18 protein-coding genes and 1 pseudogene are annotated in these 20,607 nt (G+C 62.4%); 3 read left to right on the top strand and 16 right to left on the bottom strand.

The window, feature by feature from the left end:
- Positions 1–11: 11 nt before the first annotated feature.
- Together NX775_RS17890 and NX775_RS17885 are read right to left on the bottom strand one after the other, a co-directional pair.
- Positions 12–2,111 carry a cytochrome c biogenesis protein ResB gene (locus tag NX775_RS17890; RefSeq protein WP_258837184.1) on the bottom strand — a complete coding sequence of 700 codons (2,100 nt, stop codon included), beginning with the start codon at positions 2,109–2,111 and terminating at the stop codon, positions 12–14.
- 111 nt (positions 2,112–2,222) lie between these two features.
- Entirely contained in the window at positions 2,223–2,894 is a 672-nt protein-coding gene (locus tag NX775_RS17885) for a c-type cytochrome (RefSeq protein WP_258837183.1), read from the bottom strand.
- 151 nt (positions 2,895–3,045) lie between these two features.
- On the opposite strand from NX775_RS17885, the gene yihA reads away from it, so the two are divergent.
- Together yihA and hemB are read left to right on the top strand one after the other, a co-directional pair.
- Positions 3,046–3,795 carry a ribosome biogenesis GTP-binding protein YihA/YsxC gene (yihA, locus tag NX775_RS17880; protein ID WP_258837182.1) on the top strand — a complete coding sequence of 250 codons (750 nt, stop codon included), beginning with the start codon at positions 3,046–3,048 and terminating at the stop codon, positions 3,793–3,795.
- A gap of 19 nt (positions 3,796–3,814) precedes the next feature.
- Positions 3,815–4,822: a porphobilinogen synthase gene (gene hemB, locus NX775_RS17875; RefSeq protein WP_258837181.1), complete on the top strand. Its 1,008-nt coding sequence runs from the start codon at positions 3,815–3,817 to the stop codon at positions 4,820–4,822.
- Positions 4,823–5,040: 218 nt separating this feature from the next.
- Here the strand turns inward: hemB and NX775_RS17870 are convergent, their stop codons facing one another.
- From NX775_RS17870 to NX775_RS17850, 5 genes are all read right to left on the bottom strand, one after another.
- Entirely contained in the window at positions 5,041–5,967 is a 927-nt protein-coding gene (locus NX775_RS17870; protein ID WP_258837180.1) for a hypothetical protein, read from the bottom strand.
- Between the two features lie 140 nt (positions 5,968–6,107).
- A complete protein-coding gene (locus NX775_RS17865; RefSeq protein ID WP_258837179.1) occupies positions 6,108–9,215 on the bottom strand; it encodes an efflux RND transporter permease subunit in 3,108 nt (1,035 codons plus the stop codon).
- Positions 9,212–10,396, bottom strand: coding sequence for an efflux RND transporter periplasmic adaptor subunit (locus NX775_RS17860; RefSeq protein WP_258837178.1), 1,185 nt, complete (start codon positions 10,394–10,396; stop codon positions 9,212–9,214). The genes NX775_RS17865 and NX775_RS17860 overlap by 4 nt, the downstream gene beginning before the upstream one ends.
- 122 nt (positions 10,397–10,518) lie before the next feature.
- Entirely contained in the window at positions 10,519–11,874 is a 1,356-nt protein-coding gene (locus tag NX775_RS17855) for an ATP-binding protein (RefSeq protein ID WP_258837177.1), read from the bottom strand.
- Entirely contained in the window at positions 11,871–12,599 is a 729-nt protein-coding gene (locus NX775_RS17850; protein ID WP_183554216.1) for a response regulator, read from the bottom strand. Before NX775_RS17850 ends, NX775_RS17855 begins: the two co-directional genes overlap by 4 nt.
- 196 nt (positions 12,600–12,795) lie before the next feature.
- Between NX775_RS17850 and NX775_RS17845 the strand changes: the two genes are divergently transcribed.
- Entirely contained in the window at positions 12,796–13,329 is a 534-nt protein-coding gene (locus tag NX775_RS17845; RefSeq protein ID WP_258837176.1) for a Spy/CpxP family protein refolding chaperone, read from the top strand.
- A 41-nt stretch (positions 13,330–13,370) separates the two neighbouring features.
- On the opposite strand, the gene dsbD is transcribed toward NX775_RS17845, so the two are convergent.
- The 9 genes and pseudogenes from dsbD to secY all read right to left on the bottom strand — a co-directional run bounded on the left by dsbD (position 13,371) and on the right by secY (position 20,607).
- A complete protein-coding gene (dsbD, locus tag NX775_RS17840) occupies positions 13,371–15,245 on the bottom strand; it encodes a protein-disulfide reductase DsbD (RefSeq protein ID WP_258837175.1) in 1,875 nt (624 codons plus the stop codon).
- Positions 15,246–15,370: 125 nt separating this feature from the next.
- A complete protein-coding gene (rplQ, locus tag NX775_RS17835; protein WP_183554222.1) occupies positions 15,371–15,766 on the bottom strand; it encodes a 50S ribosomal protein L17 in 396 nt (131 codons plus the stop codon).
- A gap of 188 nt (positions 15,767–15,954) precedes the next feature.
- Positions 15,955–16,932 (bottom strand): DNA-directed RNA polymerase subunit alpha, encoded by a 978-nt coding sequence (locus NX775_RS17830; protein WP_159627930.1) that lies wholly within the window; start codon positions 16,930–16,932, stop codon positions 15,955–15,957.
- Between the two features lie 283 nt (positions 16,933–17,215).
- Positions 17,216–17,839 carry a 30S ribosomal protein S4 gene (rpsD, locus tag NX775_RS17825; RefSeq protein ID WP_183554224.1) on the bottom strand — a complete coding sequence of 208 codons (624 nt, stop codon included), beginning with the start codon at positions 17,837–17,839 and terminating at the stop codon, positions 17,216–17,218.
- A gap of 249 nt (positions 17,840–18,088) precedes the next feature.
- Positions 18,089–18,493 carry a 30S ribosomal protein S11 gene (gene rpsK / locus NX775_RS17820; protein ID WP_005663404.1) on the bottom strand — a complete coding sequence of 135 codons (405 nt, stop codon included), beginning with the start codon at positions 18,491–18,493 and terminating at the stop codon, positions 18,089–18,091.
- Between the two features lie 14 nt (positions 18,494–18,507).
- Complete coding sequence (gene rpsM, locus NX775_RS17815; protein ID WP_183554226.1) at positions 18,508–18,873, bottom strand: 30S ribosomal protein S13; 366 nt, start codon at positions 18,871–18,873, stop codon at positions 18,508–18,510.
- A 16-nt stretch (positions 18,874–18,889) separates the two neighbouring features.
- Positions 18,890–19,003: a 50S ribosomal protein L36 gene (rpmJ, locus tag NX775_RS17810; protein ID WP_005663407.1), complete on the bottom strand. Its 114-nt coding sequence runs from the start codon at positions 19,001–19,003 to the stop codon at positions 18,890–18,892.
- Positions 19,004–19,042: 39 nt separating this feature from the next.
- Positions 19,043–19,251, bottom strand: a pseudogene (locus tag NX775_RS17805) (S1 domain-containing protein).
- A gap of 21 nt (positions 19,252–19,272) precedes the next feature.
- Positions 19,273–20,607: a preprotein translocase subunit SecY gene (gene secY, locus NX775_RS17800; protein WP_183554228.1), complete on the bottom strand. Its 1,335-nt coding sequence runs from the start codon at positions 20,605–20,607 to the stop codon at positions 19,273–19,275.

Here is a 20,607-nt window from a genome sequence, read left to right as displayed (position 1 = left end):
GCCCGCGCAGCTTACGCCGGTTGTGGCAGCTTTACAGACAAGTCTTCGTACTCACGCTCGAAATCGAGCGTCTTGCGTTGCGTGCTCATCGCCATCAGCGCCTCGGCGCCAGCCTCCGGGTTACCGGGCACATCACGCACCCAGATCCAGACGCGCCGCTCGCGAATGTAGAACATCGCGAACACGCCCAGCACCAGCAGGACACAGCCGAAGTAGACCACGTTCTTGCCCGGCGAGCGCGTCAATTGCAGCACCGAGGCCTTCACTTCGGTGAAATCGTCGAGCTGCAGATACACCGGTGCGCCGTACAGATAACTGTCCGACAACGCATTGGTGGCCAGTTGCAGGAAGCGCCCATTGGCGTCGGTTGGCGCGGCCGCGGCGTCGCCGTGTTTTTCGCGCGCCACTTGCCACAGCTCCCACAGCGTGCCGTTGAGCATCTTCATGAAGATGCCGGCTGCTTTCTCCTGCTCGGCCTGCGGAATCTTTTCCAGGAACTGGGCCACGCCAACGAAGCCGCCGCGACCGTCGCCGCCGGCAAAGATGCCGAGCGTGCGCGCCGCCGATTCCTGCAACTGGCCAGCCAGCGCGCTCCCTTGGTTACCGCCCAACGCCCGCGCGGCATAGCGGCGCGCCGCCACGGCGCGTGCTTCGGGATCGGCCAGCGCCGCGCGCAGGCGCATCCAGTCGCCCACGCCGTAGCGTTCATCGACGGGAATGCGCAGGAAGCTGAAGCTCTCCGACGGGTTCGCGCGCACGCCCGCCAGATAGACTTGCGCGCCATCGAGCGTCATCGGCTGCATGTAGTTCATGAATTCGCGCGCCTGGCCGCTGGCGTCGCGCAGCTTGTATTGCACACTGGGGCCGACGTTCTTGAGGTCTTTCGTGGCATCCGGATTGGCGGCAGCACCCGAAGCCTTGCCCAGCGTGGCGGCGAACTGTTCGTTGAACGTTTTGCCCTTGCTCACCGCGCGCACGTCATTGCCCTGGCTGATGTTTTCGACGTTGAACGGACGGAAGCCCGACCACTCGACGGCATAGGTCTGGCCGCCGATTTTGAGTTCGGTGGCGCCATTGACTTCGCCTTCGATCGGGAAACTGGCGCTGGCGGCGCCGTTCATCGGATACCCCGTCAGCCGCAGTTTGCTGCCGCCATCGTCAAAGCTCGACTGGTAGACGGCGATGCCCTTGTAGATCAGCGGATGATTGACCTTGATGGTCGATTCGAACGTGTGGCCGTTTTCCAAATCGCGCACGACCACGTCGCTGGCAAACAGTTTCGGCATGCCGGTCGAATAGAACTCGATATGGAATTTCTTGAGCTGCAGCGAGAACGGCAGTTCCTGCACCAGGACGCCCGTCGGCTGGTTCAGGATCGCCGTGCGGCTGGCCTGCCCTTCGGCAATCGCGGTATTGCCACGGAAGGTCGGGTTGCCCGTGCCCAGGCGGTGCTGGGCCGGAATGTCGGCGATCACGCCACTGCCGGTGAACGGCGTCTTGTTGAACAGCCACTGCTGGATGCGCACCGGCAGGTCGGAGTCGAGCGTGCCGCCCACCAGGATCACGATGATCGACGAGTGCGCGAAGATGTAGCCGAACTTGTTGCCCGCGCCCTTCTTGGCTGTGACCAGCGTGCCGCCATCCTTCTCGACAATCTTGGTGGCGTAGCCGGCGTGGCGCAGGCGCAGTGCGCTCTGCTCGGCCAGCGCGCTTTTGGACAGCGGCGCCTGCCATTCGAGCTTGTGGTGGAAGTTGCGCAGCGAATCGAAGCGCACGTTTTCACGCCAGCTGCGCATGTCGCGCATCATTTTCGGCGCGTTGCGGATCAGGCACAGCCCGGTGGACATGACCAGCACCACCAGGATCACGAGGAACCACCAGCTGGAATACACGCTGTACAGGCCGAACTTGTTGAAAATCTCGAACCAGAACGGACCGAACTGGTTGACGTAGTTCGACATCGGCTCGGCTTGCTTGAGCACGGTGCCGATGATCGACGAGATGGAGATGATGGTGAGAAGACTGATCGCAAACCGCATCGATGAGATCAGTTCGACCGCCTCGGCCAGACCACGGCGGCGGGTGTTCAATGTAATTCCGGTGGTGCTCATGCTTTACAACTTTCTTCCTGCGCGGCGGGTAGCCGCTTGCAGGAAGGGGGTCAGCCCGTTGCTGCCGCCCTTCCTGCGTTCAATATTGCTTATGCGAGATCGTGGAGTCTCTTAGCGCAAGCCGGCGATATAGTCGGCCACCGCGCGCATTTCAGCCGTCGACATGCGCTGCGAGAGCGTGGTCATTTGCGGGCTGTTGGCGCGGGTGCCACTCTTGAATGCTTCGAGCTGGGCGGTCGTGTAATCCTGGTGCTGGCCTGCAAGGCGCGGATATTGGGCGGGGATGCCGCTGGCGTTGGCGCCATGACAGCTGGCACAGGCCGCCACGCCACGCTCGGCGATACCGCCGCGATAGATCTTGCGGCCTAGTTCAACGGTGTCCTTGTTCTTGGCCGCGCCCGGCTTGTGCACCTGCGCCGCCAGCCACGCCGCGATGTCTTTCTTCTCGGCGTCGGTGAGCATTTTGGCGTAGGTCGTCATGATCGGCTGCTGGCGGTTCGGGGTCGTGAAATCGACCAGTTGCTTGTGCGTGTAGCTGGCGAACTGACCCGACAGCTTGGGATTGGCAACGATGGACGAATTGCCCGCCGCACCGTGGCATGAAACGCACGCCGGCAGGCCGCGCGCCGGGTCGCCCGCATCGTACAGCGCGCCGCCCCGGGCCGGATCGGCCTTGACGGCAGGCGCTGCAGCGGGCGCCGCTGCTGTCGCCGCCGGGAGTCCCCCGAAAACAGTTAGTGTGACCAACAGTGTTTTGAGCAGGGGGGACGACAAGCGGTTCATACTAGCACCTTAAAAAGTCAATAATTGAAGGTTCAGTGCAGCGCCCTTGATTGCTTGGGCCATAGGGCTGGCAGGCAGCAATCAACCCCTTATTGTACAATAGCTTTGTTTCTCCAACGCCATTTCGTAGTCCTCTTATACCTTCTCCCCAATGTCCAGATTATGGCAAGCCCGGTTCTTTACGACCGTGAATCAGTTGCGCGACCTTCCCGACACCAATGTGCCGGAAATCGCCTTCGCCGGGCGCTCCAACGCCGGCAAATCCACAGCGATCAATATCCTCACGAACCAGAAGGGTCTTGCGTTCGCGTCGAAGACGCCAGGTCGCACGCAGCACATCAACTATTTCTCGATCGGCGGCGCCCACGTGGGCCAGCACCGCAAGGACGCGGTCCGGGTCGATGAAATCGAAGCGCTGCTGGTCGACTTGCCGGGCTACGGCTACGCCGAAGTGTCGGGCACGGCCAAGCTGCACTGGCAAAAGCTGCTGGGCGACTATGTCCAGCGCCGCGACCAGCTCGCTGCGCTCATCCTGATCATGGATTCGCGTCGTCCGTTCACCGACCTGGACGTCCAGATGCTCGAATGGTTCGCCCCTACCGGCAAGCCGATCCACTGCATCCTGACCAAGGCCGATAAGCTCAACCGCAACGAATCGACCAACGCCCTGCGCGAAGCGCGCGGCGTGCTCGAAAGCTACGTCGATGAAGATGGCGTGGGCTTCCCGTTCACGGTGCAGCTGTTCTCGGCACTCAAGCGTATCGGCATCGAAGAAGCCGATGCCAAGATCCTGGCGCTGGCCGGGCTGGACGGCGTTGCCGGCGAGCACGAGGGTGAGGAAGAAGAAGAGCACGACGAATCTGGCGCGCCGTCGGCGGACGACGATCAAACCTCCGCCTGATCCTGCAAGGAGCCATTCGATGAGCATCATCACTTCCGCCTATCCGGCGGCCCGGCCGCGCCGCATGCGCCGCGACCCGTTCTCCCGCGCCATGATGCGCGAGAACACGATTACCGCATCCGACCTGATCTACCCCGTGTTTGTTCTGGAAGGCCAGAACGTGCGCCAGGAAGTCGGCTCGATGCCGGGCGTGGCCCGTGTCTCGCTCGACCTGCTGCTGAAAGTGGCCGAAGAATGCGTCGCGCTCGGGATTCCCGCGCTGGCCCTGTTCCCGCTGGTCGACCAGTCGGTGAAAACCTATGACGGCGTCGAAGCCACCAATCCGGACGGGCTGGTGCCGCGCGTTGTCCGCGAGCTCAAGCGCAACTTCCCCGAGCTGGGCATCATCACCGACATCGCGCTCGACCCGTACACGACCCACGGCCAGGACGGCCTGCCGGACGAGAACGGCTATATCGTCAATGAAAAGACGATCGAGATGCTGGTCAAGCAAGCGCTCACCCACGCCGATGCCGGCGTGGACATCGTCGCACCATCGGACATGATGGACGGACGCATTGGCGCGATCCGCACCGCGTTCGAGGCGCAGGGCCATATCCACTCGCGCATCATGGCGTATTCGGCCAAGTATGCGTCCGCATTCTATGGACCGTTCCGCGATGCGGTCGGCTCGTCGGCCAATCTCGGCAAAGCCGACAAGAACACCTACCAGATGGACCCGGCCAACAGCGACGAAGCGCTGCGCGAAGTGGCGCTGGACCTGGCCGAAGGCGCCGACATAGTGATGGTGAAACCAGGCATGCCGTACCTGGACATCGTGCGCCGCGTAAAGGATGAGTTCAGGGTGCCGACGTTTGCCTACCAGGTCAGCGGCGAGTACGCGATGCTCAAGGCAGCCGCACTCAACGGCTGGCTGGACCATGACAAGGTCATGATGGAATCGATGATGGCGTTCAAGCGCGCTGGCGCGGATGGGGTGCTGACGTACTTCGCGCTGGATATTGCCCGCAAGTTAAAAGCGGGTTGATTGGCTCCATACCAACAAAAAACCGTGCCAAGGCACGGTTTTTTTACGTCTGAAAACAGCTGGGGTCAGGTCTGACATTCGGACACGGCCTCAGCCTTTGCTACATTTAATGCTGTCATGCCTAGTGGCATAGCAGGGTGCCAGATGGTTCCGACTGTCCGACTGTCGAGCTCGTGTCCGAATGTCAGACCTGACCCCGGCTTTTTTTGCCACACTCATCATCCTCCCGGTGGCGGGCGGTACTCCGGGAACATTTCTTTGTACAAGAACTCGGTCAGGCGTGCTTCGTCTGCCGGCCGCGCGCTGAGCTTGACCACGCGGCCCAGGCGGTGCGAATCCCACTCGAAGTCGCCAGTCTTTTCCTTGCGGATCAGCTCGATCATTTTCTTGATGACGGCCGTTTCGATGTCGCGTGCGCTGCCCTGCTCCACCGTGACCGCTGTCAGCCAGCGCCGCTTGAAGCTCGGGTTCCAGCCGCGGAACTTCAGGTCCATCGTGTTGAACGTCTTGTTCGATATCGAGAAGATGCCGCCCGACTCGTTGCTGTCGTCGCGGCCGCGGCCGTTGATCGCGGCGATGTTGGCCAGCGCGTTGCGGTTGCCGCGGACGGCGTCGCTTTCCGGGGTTTCCACTTCGCTGCCGGTCGGCGCGCCGCGGCGCTCGCGCTGCGCTTTGACGTAGGCGGCCATGTCCATGTCGGGCGGGACTTCGGTTTTGGGCTGCGGCGGCTGGGGTGGCGGCGGCCTGCGCTCGACCGGCTTTTCGTCGGGAATCGTGATCGTGTCAGGCAGGCGCTTGACGATGACGCGCTCCGGCGGCGTTGGCCGCGGCGTGTCGCGTCGTGGCGTTGGCTTCGGCGCGGGCTTGGGCTTTTGCTCGCGCTGCGCCTTGGTCGGCTGCTGCAGCGGCTGGACAAAGAAGACGTCGGTTTCGCGGTCAGACGCCGGACGCGCTGTCTTTTGCTCTTTTTCGGGCGGCTTGAAGATGAAGATCGCGAGCAGCAGCAAGTGCAGCACGATCGTGCCGATCAGGCCGCCGCGCTTGGAGCCCTCGCGCTCGTAATGCGGCCCCGGGCGTACCAGTGGCTGCCCGCAGTGGGAGCAAACTTCGCTGTCCTGATCGTAGGAGTGGGGATGGTCACGCAAGGTAGATCGGTATCCTGGAAGCGACGTCTAAAAAAACAGCAGAGGGGGCAGTCTAACCGTTTTACAGTACCAACGCATCACGCCAGCGAGCGGACTGCACCGCTGCTGGCGTTGATGGTTGTTACCAAATGTTTCCAAGGTTAAGCATGCTGGGCAACCGGAACATCGTCGGCCTTCGCGAGCTGGTCGTCCGTCATCGGTCCCGTGCCGCTGAAGCGGTCCAGGTACAGGTAGATGACTGGCGTGATGTACAACGTAATGACTTGCGAGAAGATCAAGCCGCCGCACACCGCCAGGCCCAGTGGCTGGCGCAGCTCGGCGCCGGCGCCGATGCCCAGCGCGATCGGCAGCGCGCCCATCAGCGCGGCCAGCGTCGTCATCAGGATCGGCCGGAAGCGCAGGATGCACGCTTCGCGGATCGCCTCTTGCGGGCTCATGCCGAGCGTGCGCTGCGCATCGAGCGCGAAGTCGATCATCATGATGGCGTTCTTCTTGACGATACCGATCAGCATCAGGATGCCGATCATCGCGATCAGCGTCAGGTCCTTGTCAAAAATCCACAGCGTCAGCAGCGCACCGACCGCTGCCGACGGCAGGCCTGCCAGGATGGTCAGCGGGTGGATATAGCTTTCGTACAGCACGCCCAGCAGCACGTAGATGACGCCGATGGCCGTCAGGATCAGGATCAGCTGGCTCGACTGCGTGTCCTGGAACACGGCCGCGTCGCCGCCATAGGTGGCAATCACCGAGGCTGGCAACTTCATCTGCGTGCCCATCTGTTCGATGGCGGCGGTGGCGTCGCCCAGCGGCACGCCCGGCGCCAGGTTGAACGACAGCGTGATCGCCTGCAACTGCCCTTGGTGATTCACTTGCAGCGGACCGACCGTGCGGCGCACCGTGGCAATGCTCGACAGCTTGACCAGGTCACCCGACTTGCTGCGCACCGACACGCGCGACAGCGCTTCGTCATAGTAACGGTCGCTGGCGGCCGCTTCCAGGATCACGTAGTAGCTGGCGGCCGTCGAGTAGATGGTCGAGACCTGGCGCTCGCCGAACGACGCGTACATCACGGTGCGGATATCGTCCATTTCCAGGCCCAGCAGTGCAGCCTTGTCACGGTCGATGTCCACGGTGGCTTGCAGCGCCTTGTTCTGCGAGTCGCTGTTGACGTCGCGGAAGCGCGCATCCTGCCGCATGCCTTCCAGGAACCGTTCGGCCCAGCCGCCGATCTCGCCGCCCGACACGCTCTGCAGCGTGTACTGGTAGCGCGCCTTGCTCTGGCGGCCGCCCAGTTGCAGGTTTTGCTGGGGCGACATGAACACCTGCACGCCCGGCACGGCGCGCGTGGCCTTGCGCAGGTCGTCGATCACGAGGTCCATCGGTGGGCGCTCGCCGCGGGGTTTCAGTACCAGGAACATGCGGCCCGTATTGCCGCCGCCGCTGAACGAGGTCGTGTCCTGCACGTACGGATTGGCGCGGACGATGTCGACCACCTTGCCCTGCAGTTCGGCCAGCGCGACCGACGACGTGTCTTCGGACGCTTCGACGTTCACGCGGATCTGGCCGATGTCTTCTTCGGGGAAGAAGCCCTTCGGCATCGTCATGTACAGCACGGCGGTCAGCACGAAGGTGCCCAGCGCCAGCATCAGGACCAAAAAGCGGTGGCGCAGCGCGGTGTCGAGCGTGCGGCCGTAGCCGTTGCGCACATTGGTGAACATGGCTTCGAACCGGCGGCCGATCCACGACATGTCTTTTGGATCGACGTGGCCGCCATCCTTGAGCAGGCGCGAGCACAGCATCGGCACCAGCGTGAGCGACACGATCGCCGACACCATCACGGCCAGACCGACGATCACGGCAAACTCGCGGAACAGCAGACCGATCACGCCCGGCATGAAGAAGATCGGGATGAACACGGCCACCAGCGAAATCGAGATCGAGATGATGGTAAAGCCCATTTCGCGCGCGCCGACGAGCGACGCGTGCATCGGCTTCTTGCCCATCTCCATGTGGCGCACGATGTTTTCCAGCACCACGATCGCATCGTCGACGACCAGGCCGACGGCCAGCGTGATGCCTAGCAGCGAAATATTGTCGAGGCTATAGCCCAGCCAGTACAGCAGCGAGAGCGCGCCCAGCAGCGAGATCGGCACCGTCACGGCCGGAATGAAGGTGGCGGCCGCGCGGTGCAGGAACAGGAAGATGACCAGAATCACCAGCATCACCGTGCCCAGCAGCGTCAGGTTGACGTCGTGGATCGCTTCGCGGATCGACAGCGAACGGTCGTTGACGAGCTCGATCTTGATCGAGGCTGGCAACTGCCCTTCAAAGCGCGGAATCAGCGCGCGCACGGCGTCGACCACTTCGACCGTGTTGGCGTTGGGCTGGCGCTGCACCATCAGCGAGATCGAGCGCTCGCCGTTCAGGCTACCCATGGCCTTGACCGACTGGTAGCTGTCCTGGACGTCGGCGATATCGCGCAGGCGCACTGGCATGCCTTCGCGCGTGGCGACGATCAGGTTGGCGAAGTCGGCCGCCTTCATCAGCTGGCCGCCGCCCTGGATCGTCAGCGCCTGGGTCGGGCCGTCGAGGATGCCCAGCGGCGTGTTCGAGTTGGCCGCGCGCAGTGCTGCCGCCAGCTCGTCCATCGAGATATTGCGCGCGTTCATCAGATCGGACTTGGCGCGCACGCGCACGGCGAAACGCTTGCCGCCGTTGATCGAGACTTGCGACACGCCCTGCACGGTCGAGATCGCCGGCGAGATCAGATTCTCTGCGTAATCGTTCAGCTCCGACAAGTCCATCGACGGCGAGGTCAGGTGCATGAACAGGATCGGGGCGTCGGCCGGGTTGACCTTGCGGTAGGCCGGCAGTTCCGTCATCTCGAGCGGCAGCCGGCGCTGCGCGACCAGCAGCGCGGCCTGGACGTCGACCGCAGCCTTGTCGACATCGATCGCGGTGTCAAATTCAAGGGTGATATTGGTATCGCCCTGGGTGCTGCTCGACGTGATCAGCTTGATGCCGGCAATGGTCGAGAACTGTTTCTCGAGCGGCAGCGCGACCGACGAGGCCATCGTCTCGGGACTCGCGCCCGGCAGGTTGGCCGAGACGTTGATGACCGGCGTGTTGTAGCTTGGCAGCGCGGCGACCGGGATCTTCATGTATGACAGGATGCCCACCAGCACCAGGCTGATCGACAGCAGCACCACCATCACGGGACGGCGGATACACAGTTCGGACAGGTTCATGCCTGCTCACCCTGCTTGGGTTGCGCGGTGGTAGCCGGCTTGTCGGTGGCAGGCTTGGCCGCCTGCGCCAGGCGCACCTTGCCGCCCGGCCGCAGATTCTGCTTGCCTTCGGTGATCACTTGCTCGGCGCCGCTCAGACCCGTGACGGCGGCGTGGTCGCCGAACGCATACACACGCTTGACCGGCACCTGGCGCGCCGAGTCGCCTTCGGCCAGCACGTAGACGAACGTGCCGTTGGTCGACGTGATGATCGCCGTCTGCGGGATCACGAGGGCGTCCTTGAGCGTTTGCACGACCACGCGCGCGGTCACGTACTGGCCCGGCCACAGGCTGGTGTTGTTGTTGGAGAACTCACCCTTGACGCGGATGGTGCCGGCCTGTGCATCGACGGCGTTGTCGATGAAGCTCAGACGGCCGGCAACCGGTTTCGCGTCGGCGCCGCTCGTTACGTGCACGTCGACATTGCCGGCCCTCTGGGCGCCGAGCAAGGCGCCGAGCGTCGATTCCGGCAGCGTGAACGAGACATTGATCGGGTCGAGCTGGGTGACGGTGGTCAGCGACGTCGTCATCTGCACCAGTGCGCCCGGATGGACGTCAATGGCGCCGACCCGGCCCGACATCGGCGCGCGGATTGACGTATAGCTGGCGCTGACCTGGGTGGCGCGCATCGCGGCCTGGTTTGACTGCACCAGCGCGCGCTGGGCTTCCACCTGGCTCAGCAGGGAGTCGAGCGCGCTCTGGGCCAGGAAGTTCTGCGACACCAGTTCCTGGCTGCGCTTGTACTGACGATCCAGGTCGGCCAGCGTGGCGCGGTCGCGCGCCACCTGCGCTTCGGCGCGTGCGACGTTGGCCTGGTCGGCGCGATCATCGAGCGAGAACATCAATTCGCCTTCCTTGACGAACTGGCCTTCGCGGATATGGACCTTGCGGATGGTGGTGACGGTCTGCGGATGCAGGTTCACGGTGCGCACCGGCGTGACGGTGCCGTTGGCAAACAGCTCGACGCCGACATCGCGCCGCTCGGGCTTGACCACGTTGACGGTGACCGGTGGCTGGCCGCCGCCCTGCCCTTTGGCGCCTGGCGCCTGTGCCTTGGCATCATGGCCCTGATTGAAGTACCAGCCGCCAGCGACGACCAGCGCCGCCACGACGGCGACGACGCCGACATTCTTCTTGTTCATGCTTGTCCCTTGCCGCCAGTGCCGACGGCTCTCTCAGTGATGCTGCTTGGTGATGTGGCCATTGCGCGCGCGCATTGTCCCACACTGTCGTTACGGCTTTATTTTGCTTGTTGGTTTTTTTACTATTTGTTCGGGTAATACGTGGGCAGCATCAGCGTGACTTCCAGCCCGCCTTCCGGATGGTTGGCCAGGCTGATGCTGCCGCCGTGCTGCTCCGTGATATTGCGTGCGATCGTCAGGCCCAGGCCGGTGCCGCCCGATTCGCGCGAGCGCGATGTCTCCACGCGGTAGAACGGATCGAACACGCGCACCAGCTCGCTGCGCGGAATGCCCGGCCCGCTGTCGCGGATGCGGATGCGCGCGGTGCCGTTGGCGCGGTCGACGCAGACGCGCGCATCGCGCCCGTACTTGACCGCGTTGTCGATCAGGTTGACTAGGCAGCGGCGCATGTCGATCGGCCGGCCCAGCACTGCGATCGAGGCCTTGCCGGCCAGCGTCACGGTCTGGCCGGCATCGGTCGCATCGGCGCACACGGCTTCGAGCAGCGAGTCGAGATCGAGCATCTGCATCGTCTCGGTCGTGTCCATGCTGCGCGCCAGCACCAGGCCTTCGCGCACCATTTCCTGCATCGCCGACAGGTCGCCGATCAGCCGGTCCTGCAGGTCGGCGTCGCTGACCTTCTCGAGCCGCAGGCGCATGCGCGTGAGCGGCGTTTGCAGGTCGTGCGTGATCGCGGCGAGCATCTGCGTGCGCTGGAAGATGTACTGGCGGATGCGCGCCTGCATCGCATTGAAGGCAGCGCTGGCCTGGCGGATCTCGATCGCGCCGACCAGGTCGAGCGGCGCGCGGTTGATGTCCTGGCCGAGGTCTTGCGCGGCTTGCGCAAGCTGCTTGAACGGGCGCGCGGTCATGCGTGCCACGAAGTAGGCCAGCACCGCGATGCTGACCAGGAACATCCCGAGGATGATGCTCGTGTCGACATCCTCACCGACCAGCCGCGGTGGCAGCACCGACAGTTGCAGTTCGGCGCCGTCGCGCAGCCGCACGTCGATCGACTCGCAGGCGCCCTCCCACTTCATGCTCAGCAAGCCGTACATCACCGGCTGCGTCTGCACGACGCCACAGGCAGTCGGGCGCGTTGCGCGTGAGGCAACCAGATAGCCCTTGCCCAGACGCTTGGCCAGCGACGCGGCAAACGGCGTCAGGGGCGCCGCTTCCGGCGGCATGTCGCCCACCTGGAGCTGCAGGCCCGGGCGGTTGGCGACATCGAGGTAGATCGAGCGGGCCGACGCCGGGACGATCTCGGTGGCCATGATCAGCTGCTCGGCGCGTTCAAGCACATGCGCATCGCGCTGGTTTTCGAAGTCGCGCAGGCGCTGGTAGTCGGCCGCCAGTTGCGTCAGCGCAGCCGAGGTCAGAATGCCCAGCAGCAGCGTGAGAAACACGCGCCCGGTCATCGACCCGAAGAAGGCTTTCACGCCGCTGGCTCCACGGTGACCTGGCCGGCCAGCACGTAGCCGCCGTTGCGCACGGTCTTGATAATCTGCGGCATGCGCGCGTCTTCGCCGAGTTTCTGGCGCAGGCGGCTGATCTGGATGTCGATCGAGCGGTCGAACGGATCGGCGTCGCGGCCCTGCGTGAGGTTGAGCAGCTGGTCGCGATTGAGCACGCGGTTCGGGTGTTCGAGGAACACGCGCAGAAGGCGGAACTCGGCGCCCGAGAGCATGATGACGATGCCGTCCGGGTTGAGCAGGTGGCGCGCGGTCAGGTCCAGCGTCCAGCCCGAGAAGCGCATCTGCTGCACGTTCTCGGACGGCGTGTTCGACGGCATTGCGTGCGAGCGGCGCAGCACGCTGCGGATGCGCGCCAGCAGCTCGCGCGGCTCGAACGGTTTCGGCAGGTAGTCGTCGGCGCCCATTTCCAGGCCCAGGATGCGGTCAAGGGGTTCGTTGCGGGCGGTGAGCATGATGACGGGCAGGCTCGAGGTGGCGCGCAGCTTGCGGCACAGCGTCAGGCCGTCGTCGCCGGGCATGTTCAGGTCGAGCACGATGAGGTCGGGACGCGTTTCGTCGAGCGTCTTCCACATCGCGGTGCCGTCGGCGGCGCCGAGCGTCCGGTAGCTGTTGGACTCGAGGTAGTCGGCCAGCAGCGTGCGGATGTCGCGGTCGTCGTCGACGATCAGAATCGTAGAGGGATTATCCATAACCGCAATTATCCGAATTTATGACAAGACTGGCGGAAGTATTTGTATCGCTGTGTATATGCCGATGGGCGCGAAACATATGGATACAAAGTGCCCGGCAGGGGAAATCCCATGGTTACAGTTTTGACCCAGGATGGGTCCTGTGCAGCGAGCGTTTCGGATGCACTTCACCAGACTCTCACACAAAGGACCTACCATGAACACCCTTCGCAAACACCTCGTGATCGCCTTCACCGCTGCCGGCCTGTTCGGCGCCACTGTCGGTGCCCAGGCCCAGAGCGCTGCCCCGGCCGAGGGCCGCCAGGCGTCCACGCTGACGGCTGAACAACGCCTGGCCAAGAAGGCCGAGTGGCAAGCCAAGGCGGGCGAGCGTCACGCAAAGATGGCGCAAAAGCGCGCCGAGCATCAGGCCAAGCTGCAGGCGTCGCTGAATCTGACGGCCCAGCAAAAGCCGGCCTGGGATGCCTTCGTGGCCAGCCGCGCACCCGTGAAACACGGTGAGCGCGCCGGGCGTGGCGACCGCGCCGCCTGGGCCAGCCTGAGCGCGCCGCAGCGCATGGAAAAGCAGATCGCGATGCAAAAAGCGCACACTGCGCAGATGGAATCGCGTTTGAGCGCCCTGAACAGCTTCTACGCGGTGCTCACGCCAGAGCAGCGCAAGACGTTCGATGCGCAGGCCCAGCACCGCAAGGGCGGGCGTCATCAGCAACACCATCGCGCCAACGCATAAGCGCTTGCTTCATCTGACGCTGGCGGCCACGCCGCCGGCGTTCATTGTCCCAGACGTTCCAGCGACGCCGAAAACTTTTCCGCATTCTGGTAGCCGATCACGCGGCTATCGGCGATCTCCTTGCCCTGCGCATCAAACAGGATGATGCCCGGCGGTCCGAACAGGCCGAAGCGCTTGAGCATCGCCTTGTCGGCCGCATCGTTGGCGGTCACGTCGACCTGCAGCAACGCAGTATTGGCCAGCTTGGCCTGCACCTTCGGATCGACGAAGGTAAACTTCTCCATCTCCTTGCACGACACGCACCAGTCCGCATAAAAGTCGAGCATGACGGTCTTGCCGGCATTGGCGGCCAGTGCTGCGTCGAGCTGATCGACCGTCTTGATGCGGGTGAACACCAGCCCGTGGTGCTGCGGCGTGCCGCTCAGGTGCGCCAGGGGTGCGAACGCATCGCGCCCGCCACTGGCCACGCCCACCAGTTGCATGCCGCCCATCAGCGCGAACGCAGCGCCAAAGGCCATCGACGCCCAGTGGCGCGTGTGGCGCAGCAGATAAAAGCCGTAGCCCAGCAGCAGCGCGGCCCACAGCAGCATCTGCGCGACCGGCGGAATCACGGGCGAAACGAGCCAGATCGCCATCGCCAGCATCAGGACGCCGAACAGACGCTTGACCGACTCCATCCATGCACCCACGCGCGGCAGTAGCGAGCCGGCCGATACGCCTACCAGCAGCAGTGGAATGCTCATGCCCACGGCCATCGAGAACAGTGCCGCGCCGCCCAGGAACACGTCGCGCGTCTGGCTGATGTAGACCAGTGCGCCGGCCAGTGGCGCGGCCACGCAGGGGCCGACGATCAGCGCCGAAATGGCGCCCATTGCAAACACGCCGGCCAGCTTGCCCGACTGCTGGCGGTTCGACACATTGCTCAGACTGGTCTGCAATGCGCCTGGCAGTTGTAACTGATAGAAACCGAACATCGACAGCGACATCGCCACGATCAGCAGAGCGAAGGTGCCGAGCACCCACGGGTTCTGCAATGCTGCGGCAAGGCCTTCGCCGGCCAGACCTGCGCCAACGCCCAGCAGCGTGTAGACGATTGCCATACCCAGCGAGTACGTCACCGACAGCAGGAAGCCGCGTGCACGGCTGACGTTCTTGCCTTCGCCCACGATGATCGACGACAGGATTGGCACCATCGGCAGCACGCATGGCGTGAAGGCCAGGCCAAGGCCCAGCAGGATGAACGCAGGGATAACGGCGATCAGGCTGCCGCCGCCGAGGATGCCGGCAATATTGGAGAGGTCGGATTGTGCAGGTGGTGCTGGTGCTGCTGCTGCCGGGGCTGGCGGGGTGGTTGCAGCGATTGGTGCTGACGGCGCGCTCTCGGCCATTGGCGTGGACGACAACGGTGTCGACATGCCGCCCTGCGGGGCTGCGGCGCCAATTGGCAGGGCCGGTGCGGCGGCGCCGCTCTCCCCTGCGCTCAGGCTGGCGGTGTGATCCTGCGGCGGGTAGCACAGGCCGGCGTCGGCGCAGCCCTGGCCCGTGGCTGTCAACGTGAACGCGCCGTCGCCCTCGACCGGGATGCGGATCGTCAGTGTTCCCTTGTAGGTTTCCACGTCCTTCTCGAACGTCTGGTCGTACTTCACGGTGCCCGGTGGAATGGCCGGCGTGCCCAGCTTGACCGCCGGATTGCTCGACTTGAAGGCGAAGCGCTCGCGGTACATGTAGTACTTCGGCGCGATCGTGTACGTGACTTCGGCCGTCTGCGGATCGGCCATGCGTGCTTCGAACCTGAAGGCGATGGCAGGATCGAGAAATTCCTCGGCGGCGCGGCCTGGCGCGACGGCGAACAGCGTGAATAAGGCAAACAGCGTCAGGCAGGCAGCAAGCCAGTGCCGTGCAGGGAATCGGAGCATGGAGGTCGAGTCAGTTGTAATGAGGCACGGGCATGGTACACCGGCTGTCCAGGGCGCGCAGAGGAGGCTCGATCGACAGACGAAAAAAAACCAGGCCGAAGCCTGGTCTTTTCAACGACAGTCGATTACTCGGCGGTCGGTGCTTCTTCTTCCGAAGTCACTTCTGGACGATCCAGCAGTTCAACGTAAGCCATTGGTGCATTGTCGCCAACGCGGAAACCCATCTTCAGGATACGCAGGTAGCCGCCGTTGCGGTTTGCGTAGCGTGGACCCAGCTCAGCGAACAGCTTCAGGACCATTTCGCGGTCGCGCAGGCGAGCGAAGGCCAGGCGCTTGTTTGCCAGGGTGTCGGTCTTGCCCAGGGTCAGGATCGGTTCGATGACGCGACGCAGTTCCTTGGCTTTTGGGACGGTGGTCTTGATGGCTTCATGACGCAGCAGCGAAACAGTCATGTTGCGCAGCATTGCCAGACGGTGGGACGAGGTACGATTCAGCTTACGAAGGCCGTGACGGTGACGCATGGTAATTCCTTTCGGGTGTTTTCAATGCCAGTTCTTCGATCGTTCGTGCCCTGTTTTCAGGGCACGTCCGCGGACCGGTTCAGTTAGGGTTGTTTTACTACGCTTTTTCATCCAAAAAGGAGCTGGCTCTGCCAGTCCTTTTTGGCTGTTCCACCCGAAAGTAGGTGTGTACTTTCGGGTGAATATTCTTACTTCTCCAGACCGGCTGGTGGCCAGTTCTCGAGCTTCATGCCCAGGGTCAAGCCACGCGAAGCAAGGACTTCCTTGATTTCGTTGAGCGACTTGCGGCCCAGGTTTGGCGTCTTGAGCAGTTCGTTTTCCGAACGCTGGATCAGGTCGCCGATGTAGTAGATGTTTTCTGCTTTCAGGCAGTTGGCCGAGCGGACGGTCAGTTCCAGGTCGTCGACTGGACGCAGCAGGATCGGATCGACCAGCGGTGCGCGCGATGGCGCTTCCGCGGCGGCTTCAGTGCCTTCCAGAGCAGCGAACACGTTCAGCTGATCAACCAGGACGCGGGCCGACTGGCGGATCGCTTCTTCTGGCGTGATGACGCCGTTCGTTTCGATGTTGATGATCAGCTTGTCCAGGTCGGTACGCTGTTCGACACGGGCCGATTCAACAGCGTACGACACGCGGCGCACTGGCGAGAACGAAGCGTCCAGGATGATGCGGCCGATGGTCTTGTTGGTGTCTTCCGACAGACGACGGACGTTACCTGGCACATAGCCACGGCCTTTTTCGACCTTGATCTGCATGTCCAGCTTGCCGCCAGCGGTCAGGTGAGCAATCACGTGATCCGGGTTGACCAGCTCGACGTCGTGCGGCAGGTCGATGTCCGATGCCAGGACGGCGCCTTCGCCTTCCTTCTTCAGGGTCAGGTTGACCGAGTCACGGTTGTGGACTTTGAAGACCACGCCCTTCAGGTTCAGCAGCAGGTCGACGACGTCTTCCTGAACGCCATCGAGCGACGAGTATTCATGCACGACACCAGCGATCGTCACTTCGGTCGGCGCATAGCCAACCATCGACGACAGCAGCACGCGACGCAGTGCGTTGCCGAGGGTGTGGCCATAGCCACGCTCGAACGGCTCCATCACGACTTTCGCGTGGCCGGCGCCTAGTGCTTCGACGTCGATGATACGTGGCTTCAACAAACTATTTTGCATGAACGTAGTCCTTTTCAATACCCTCGGCTCGTTACACCGATAAGGCTGATGGCTTGATGGAAAACGCCTGCCGGAGCAGGCGGTAAAACGAATTGGGTTACGACGGGAAGAGTAGGAATCGATGATTCATTGCGAGGCCAACCCTGGGTTGCTGCTCTTGCACGACCACTCCCGTCGTTCCCGCGTAGGCGGGAACCCAAGCTGCTCGATCTAGCCGGCAAACTTGGGTCCCCGCCTGCGCGGAGATGACATGCAGGGCGGCTTGCGCCACCCATCATGTCAATTAACGCGAGTACAGTTCGACGATCAGCGCTTCGTTGACGTCAGCAGCGATTTCGTTACGCTCTGGGAACGAACGGAAGGTGCCTTCCAGCTTCTTGGCATCGACCGACACCCAGCTTGGGAAACCGATTTGCTCCGCCAGCGACAGGGCTTCAGCGATACGTACTTGCTTCTTGGCTTTTTCGCGAACAGCAACGACGTCGCCGGTCTTGACCTGGTACGAAGCGATGTTCACGACCTGGCCGTTGACGGTGAAGGCTTTGTGGCTGACCAGCTGACGTGCTTCAGCACGGGTCGAACCGAAACCCATGCGGTACGTCACGTTGTCCAGACGCGCTTCCAGCAGCTTCAGCAGCGTTTCGCCGGTGTTACCCTTGCGACGCGAAGCTTCTGCGAAGTAGCGGCGGAACTGGCGTTCCAGGATGCCGTACATGCGCTTGACTTTTTGCTTTTCGCGCAGTTGGTTGCCGTAGTCCGAGGTGCGGGCACCCGACTTGACACCGTGCTGGCCTGGCTTGATGTCCAGTTTGCACTTCGAGTCGAGCGAGCGACGTGCGCTCTTGAGGAACAGGTCAGTGCCTTCACGGCGCGACAGTTTTGCTTTTGGTCCGATATAACGTGCCACGTTAGATTCCTTTAATAATTGATCACGCCCCAGAGTGCAGAAGCACCCAGGCGCTAGTCCAGCTCTGGAAAGTCAGGCCGGACGTGGCTTGCATCACCCACCGCTAGAGCAGCAGGCGACAAGAGCCGGGCAGTATATCCCATTTACGGGCAACTGCACCGGCTTTTCTTGAAAACACAACGGGGCTATGCGCCCCGAGCATCGATTACCAAGTACACGGGCTGGCGGCAAGCCGCCCTGCCCTGCAACTTAGATACGGCGACGCTTTGGTGGACGGCAACCGTTGTGTGGAACTGGGGTGACGTCCTGGATCTCGGTGATCTTGATGCCGAGGTTGTTCAGTGCGCGCACAGCCGATTCACGGCCTGGGCCTGGGCCCTTGATACGCACTTCCAGATTCTTCACGCCCGATTCCTGAGCGACCTTGCCAGCAGCTTCGGCAGCAACCTGCGCTGCGAACGGGGTCGATTTGCGCGAACCCTTGAAGCCGGCGCCGCCGGAAGTTGCCCACGACAGGGCATTGCCCTGACGATCGGTGATCGTGATGATCGTGTTGTTGAAGGACGCGTGCACGTGGGCGATGCCCTCGGCAACGTTCTTCTTGACTTTCTTGCGGACGCGCGCTGCTGCCGCGCTGCTTTGTTGCTTGGCCATAGTCGGTTCCTAGATTATTTCTTGAGCGATTGAGCTGCCTTACGCGGGCCCTTACGGGTACGCGCGTTGGTGCGGGTACGCTGACCGCGGACCGGCAGGCCCTTACGGTGACGCATGCCGCGGTAGCAGCCCAAGTCCATCAGACGCTTGATGTTCATGGACAGTTCGCGGCGCAGATCGCCTTCCACGACAAACTTCGCGACTTCGTCACGCAGCTTCTCGAGTTCGTTATCGTCCAGGTCCTTGACTTTTTTGGTGGTCGCGATACCGGTTGCGTCGCAGATTTTCTGCGAACGCGGACGGCCAACACCGTAGATCGCCGTCAGGCCGATAACAGTGTGCTGATGATTTGGGATGTTAACCCCTGCAATACGTGCCATTCGTTATTCCTCGAAATTAACCTTGACGCTGCTTGTGACGCGGCTCGACGCAGATCACACGGACCACGCCCTTGCGCTTGATGATCTTGCAGTTGCGGCAGATCCGCTTGACTGAAGCGTTAACTTTCATTTTGCACTCTCTTCGGTTCGTTTACTTGATGATGTGTTTTTACTTGGTGCCGAATACGATGCGGGCCCGGGACCACGATAACGGGGTCAACTTCACCATTACCGGGTCACGCAGGCAGAAGCGAACACGCATTCTACCCGAGATCGACCCCAGGCTCACATTTCGTTTTCCAGCTTCACGCGGAACGTCGCGTTTGGGAGATCCTTTCGGACCTCCCCTTGCATTCGGATGACATCGTCTTCTGCCATTCGCGCCATGCACCCGACTACTTATCGCGTCGGGACGCCACCCTTGAAGTTCGCCTTGCGCAGCAGTGAATCATATTGCTGCGACATGACGTAGTTCTGTACTTGTGCCATGAAGTCCATCGTCACCACAACGATGATCAGGAGCGACGTGCCACCGAAGTAGAAGGGAACCTTCCACTGGGCGGTCATGAACTCCGGCACCAGGCACACCAGGGTGATGTAGACAGCACCAGCCAGGGTCAGGCGCATCAGGATCTTGTCGATATAGCGAGCGGTCTGATCACCCGGACGGATGCCCGGTACAAACGCGCCACTTTTCTTCAAGTTGTCCGCCGTTTCCTTGCTGTTAAATACCAGCGCGGTATAGAAGAAGCAGAAGAACACGATCGCCACCGCATACAGCAACGCGTGGATTGGTTCGCCCGGCGCCATCGACGCCGCCAGATCCTTCAGGAACCCGATCACTGGGCCGCTGGAATCCTTGCCACGGGTGAACCAGTCGACAATCGTCGCCGGGAACAGAATGATCGACGACGCGAAGATCGGCGGGATTACGCCTGCCATGTTCAGCTTCAAGGGCAGGTGGCTGGTTTGGCCACCGTAGATCTTGTTGCCGACCTGGCGTTTCGCGTAATTAACCAGAATCTTGCGCTGTCCGCGTTCCACGAACACCACCGCATACGTTACCGCAGCGATCAGCAGAACGATCAGGATGGCCGAGAAGCTGCCGATCGAACCGTTTGACACCAGAGTGAACAAGCCACCCAGCGCCGACGGCAAACCTGCTGCGATACCGGCAAAGATGATGATCGAAATGCCATTGCCAAGACCACGCTCGGTGATCTGCTCGCCCAGCCACATCAGAAACATGGTGCCGGTCAGGAGGGTCACGATGGTGACGAAACGGAAGCCGAGACCCGGGTCAATGACCAGGCCAGGCTGCGCTTCGAGCGCGACTGCGATACCGAACGCCTGGAACAGTGCCAGCGCAACCGTGAAGTAACGGGTGTACTGGGTGATCTTGCGGCGGCCGGACTCGCCCTCTTTCTTCAACGCCTCGAGTTGCGGCGAAACGATCGATGCGAGCTGCATGATGATCGAAGCCGAAATATAAGGCATGATGCCGAGCGCGAACACGGTAAAGCGGGACAAGGCGCCACCCGAGAACATGTTGAACATGCCCAGGATGCCGCCTTCGTTCTGCTTGAACAGCGCAGCGAGCTGCACCGGGTCAATCCCGGGGACCGGAATATGAGCACCGATGCGGTACACGACCAACGCGCCAAGCAAAAACCACAGCCGGGCCCATGGGAATCCGGAAGCGGCGCTTTTACCAAGTTGTGAATTAGTCGCCAA

Source organism: Massilia aurea (assembly GCF_024753205.1).
GTDB lineage: Bacteria > Pseudomonadota > Gammaproteobacteria > Burkholderiales > Burkholderiaceae_D > Telluria > Telluria aurea.
This window is presented reverse-complemented; position numbering and strand designations above follow the sequence as displayed.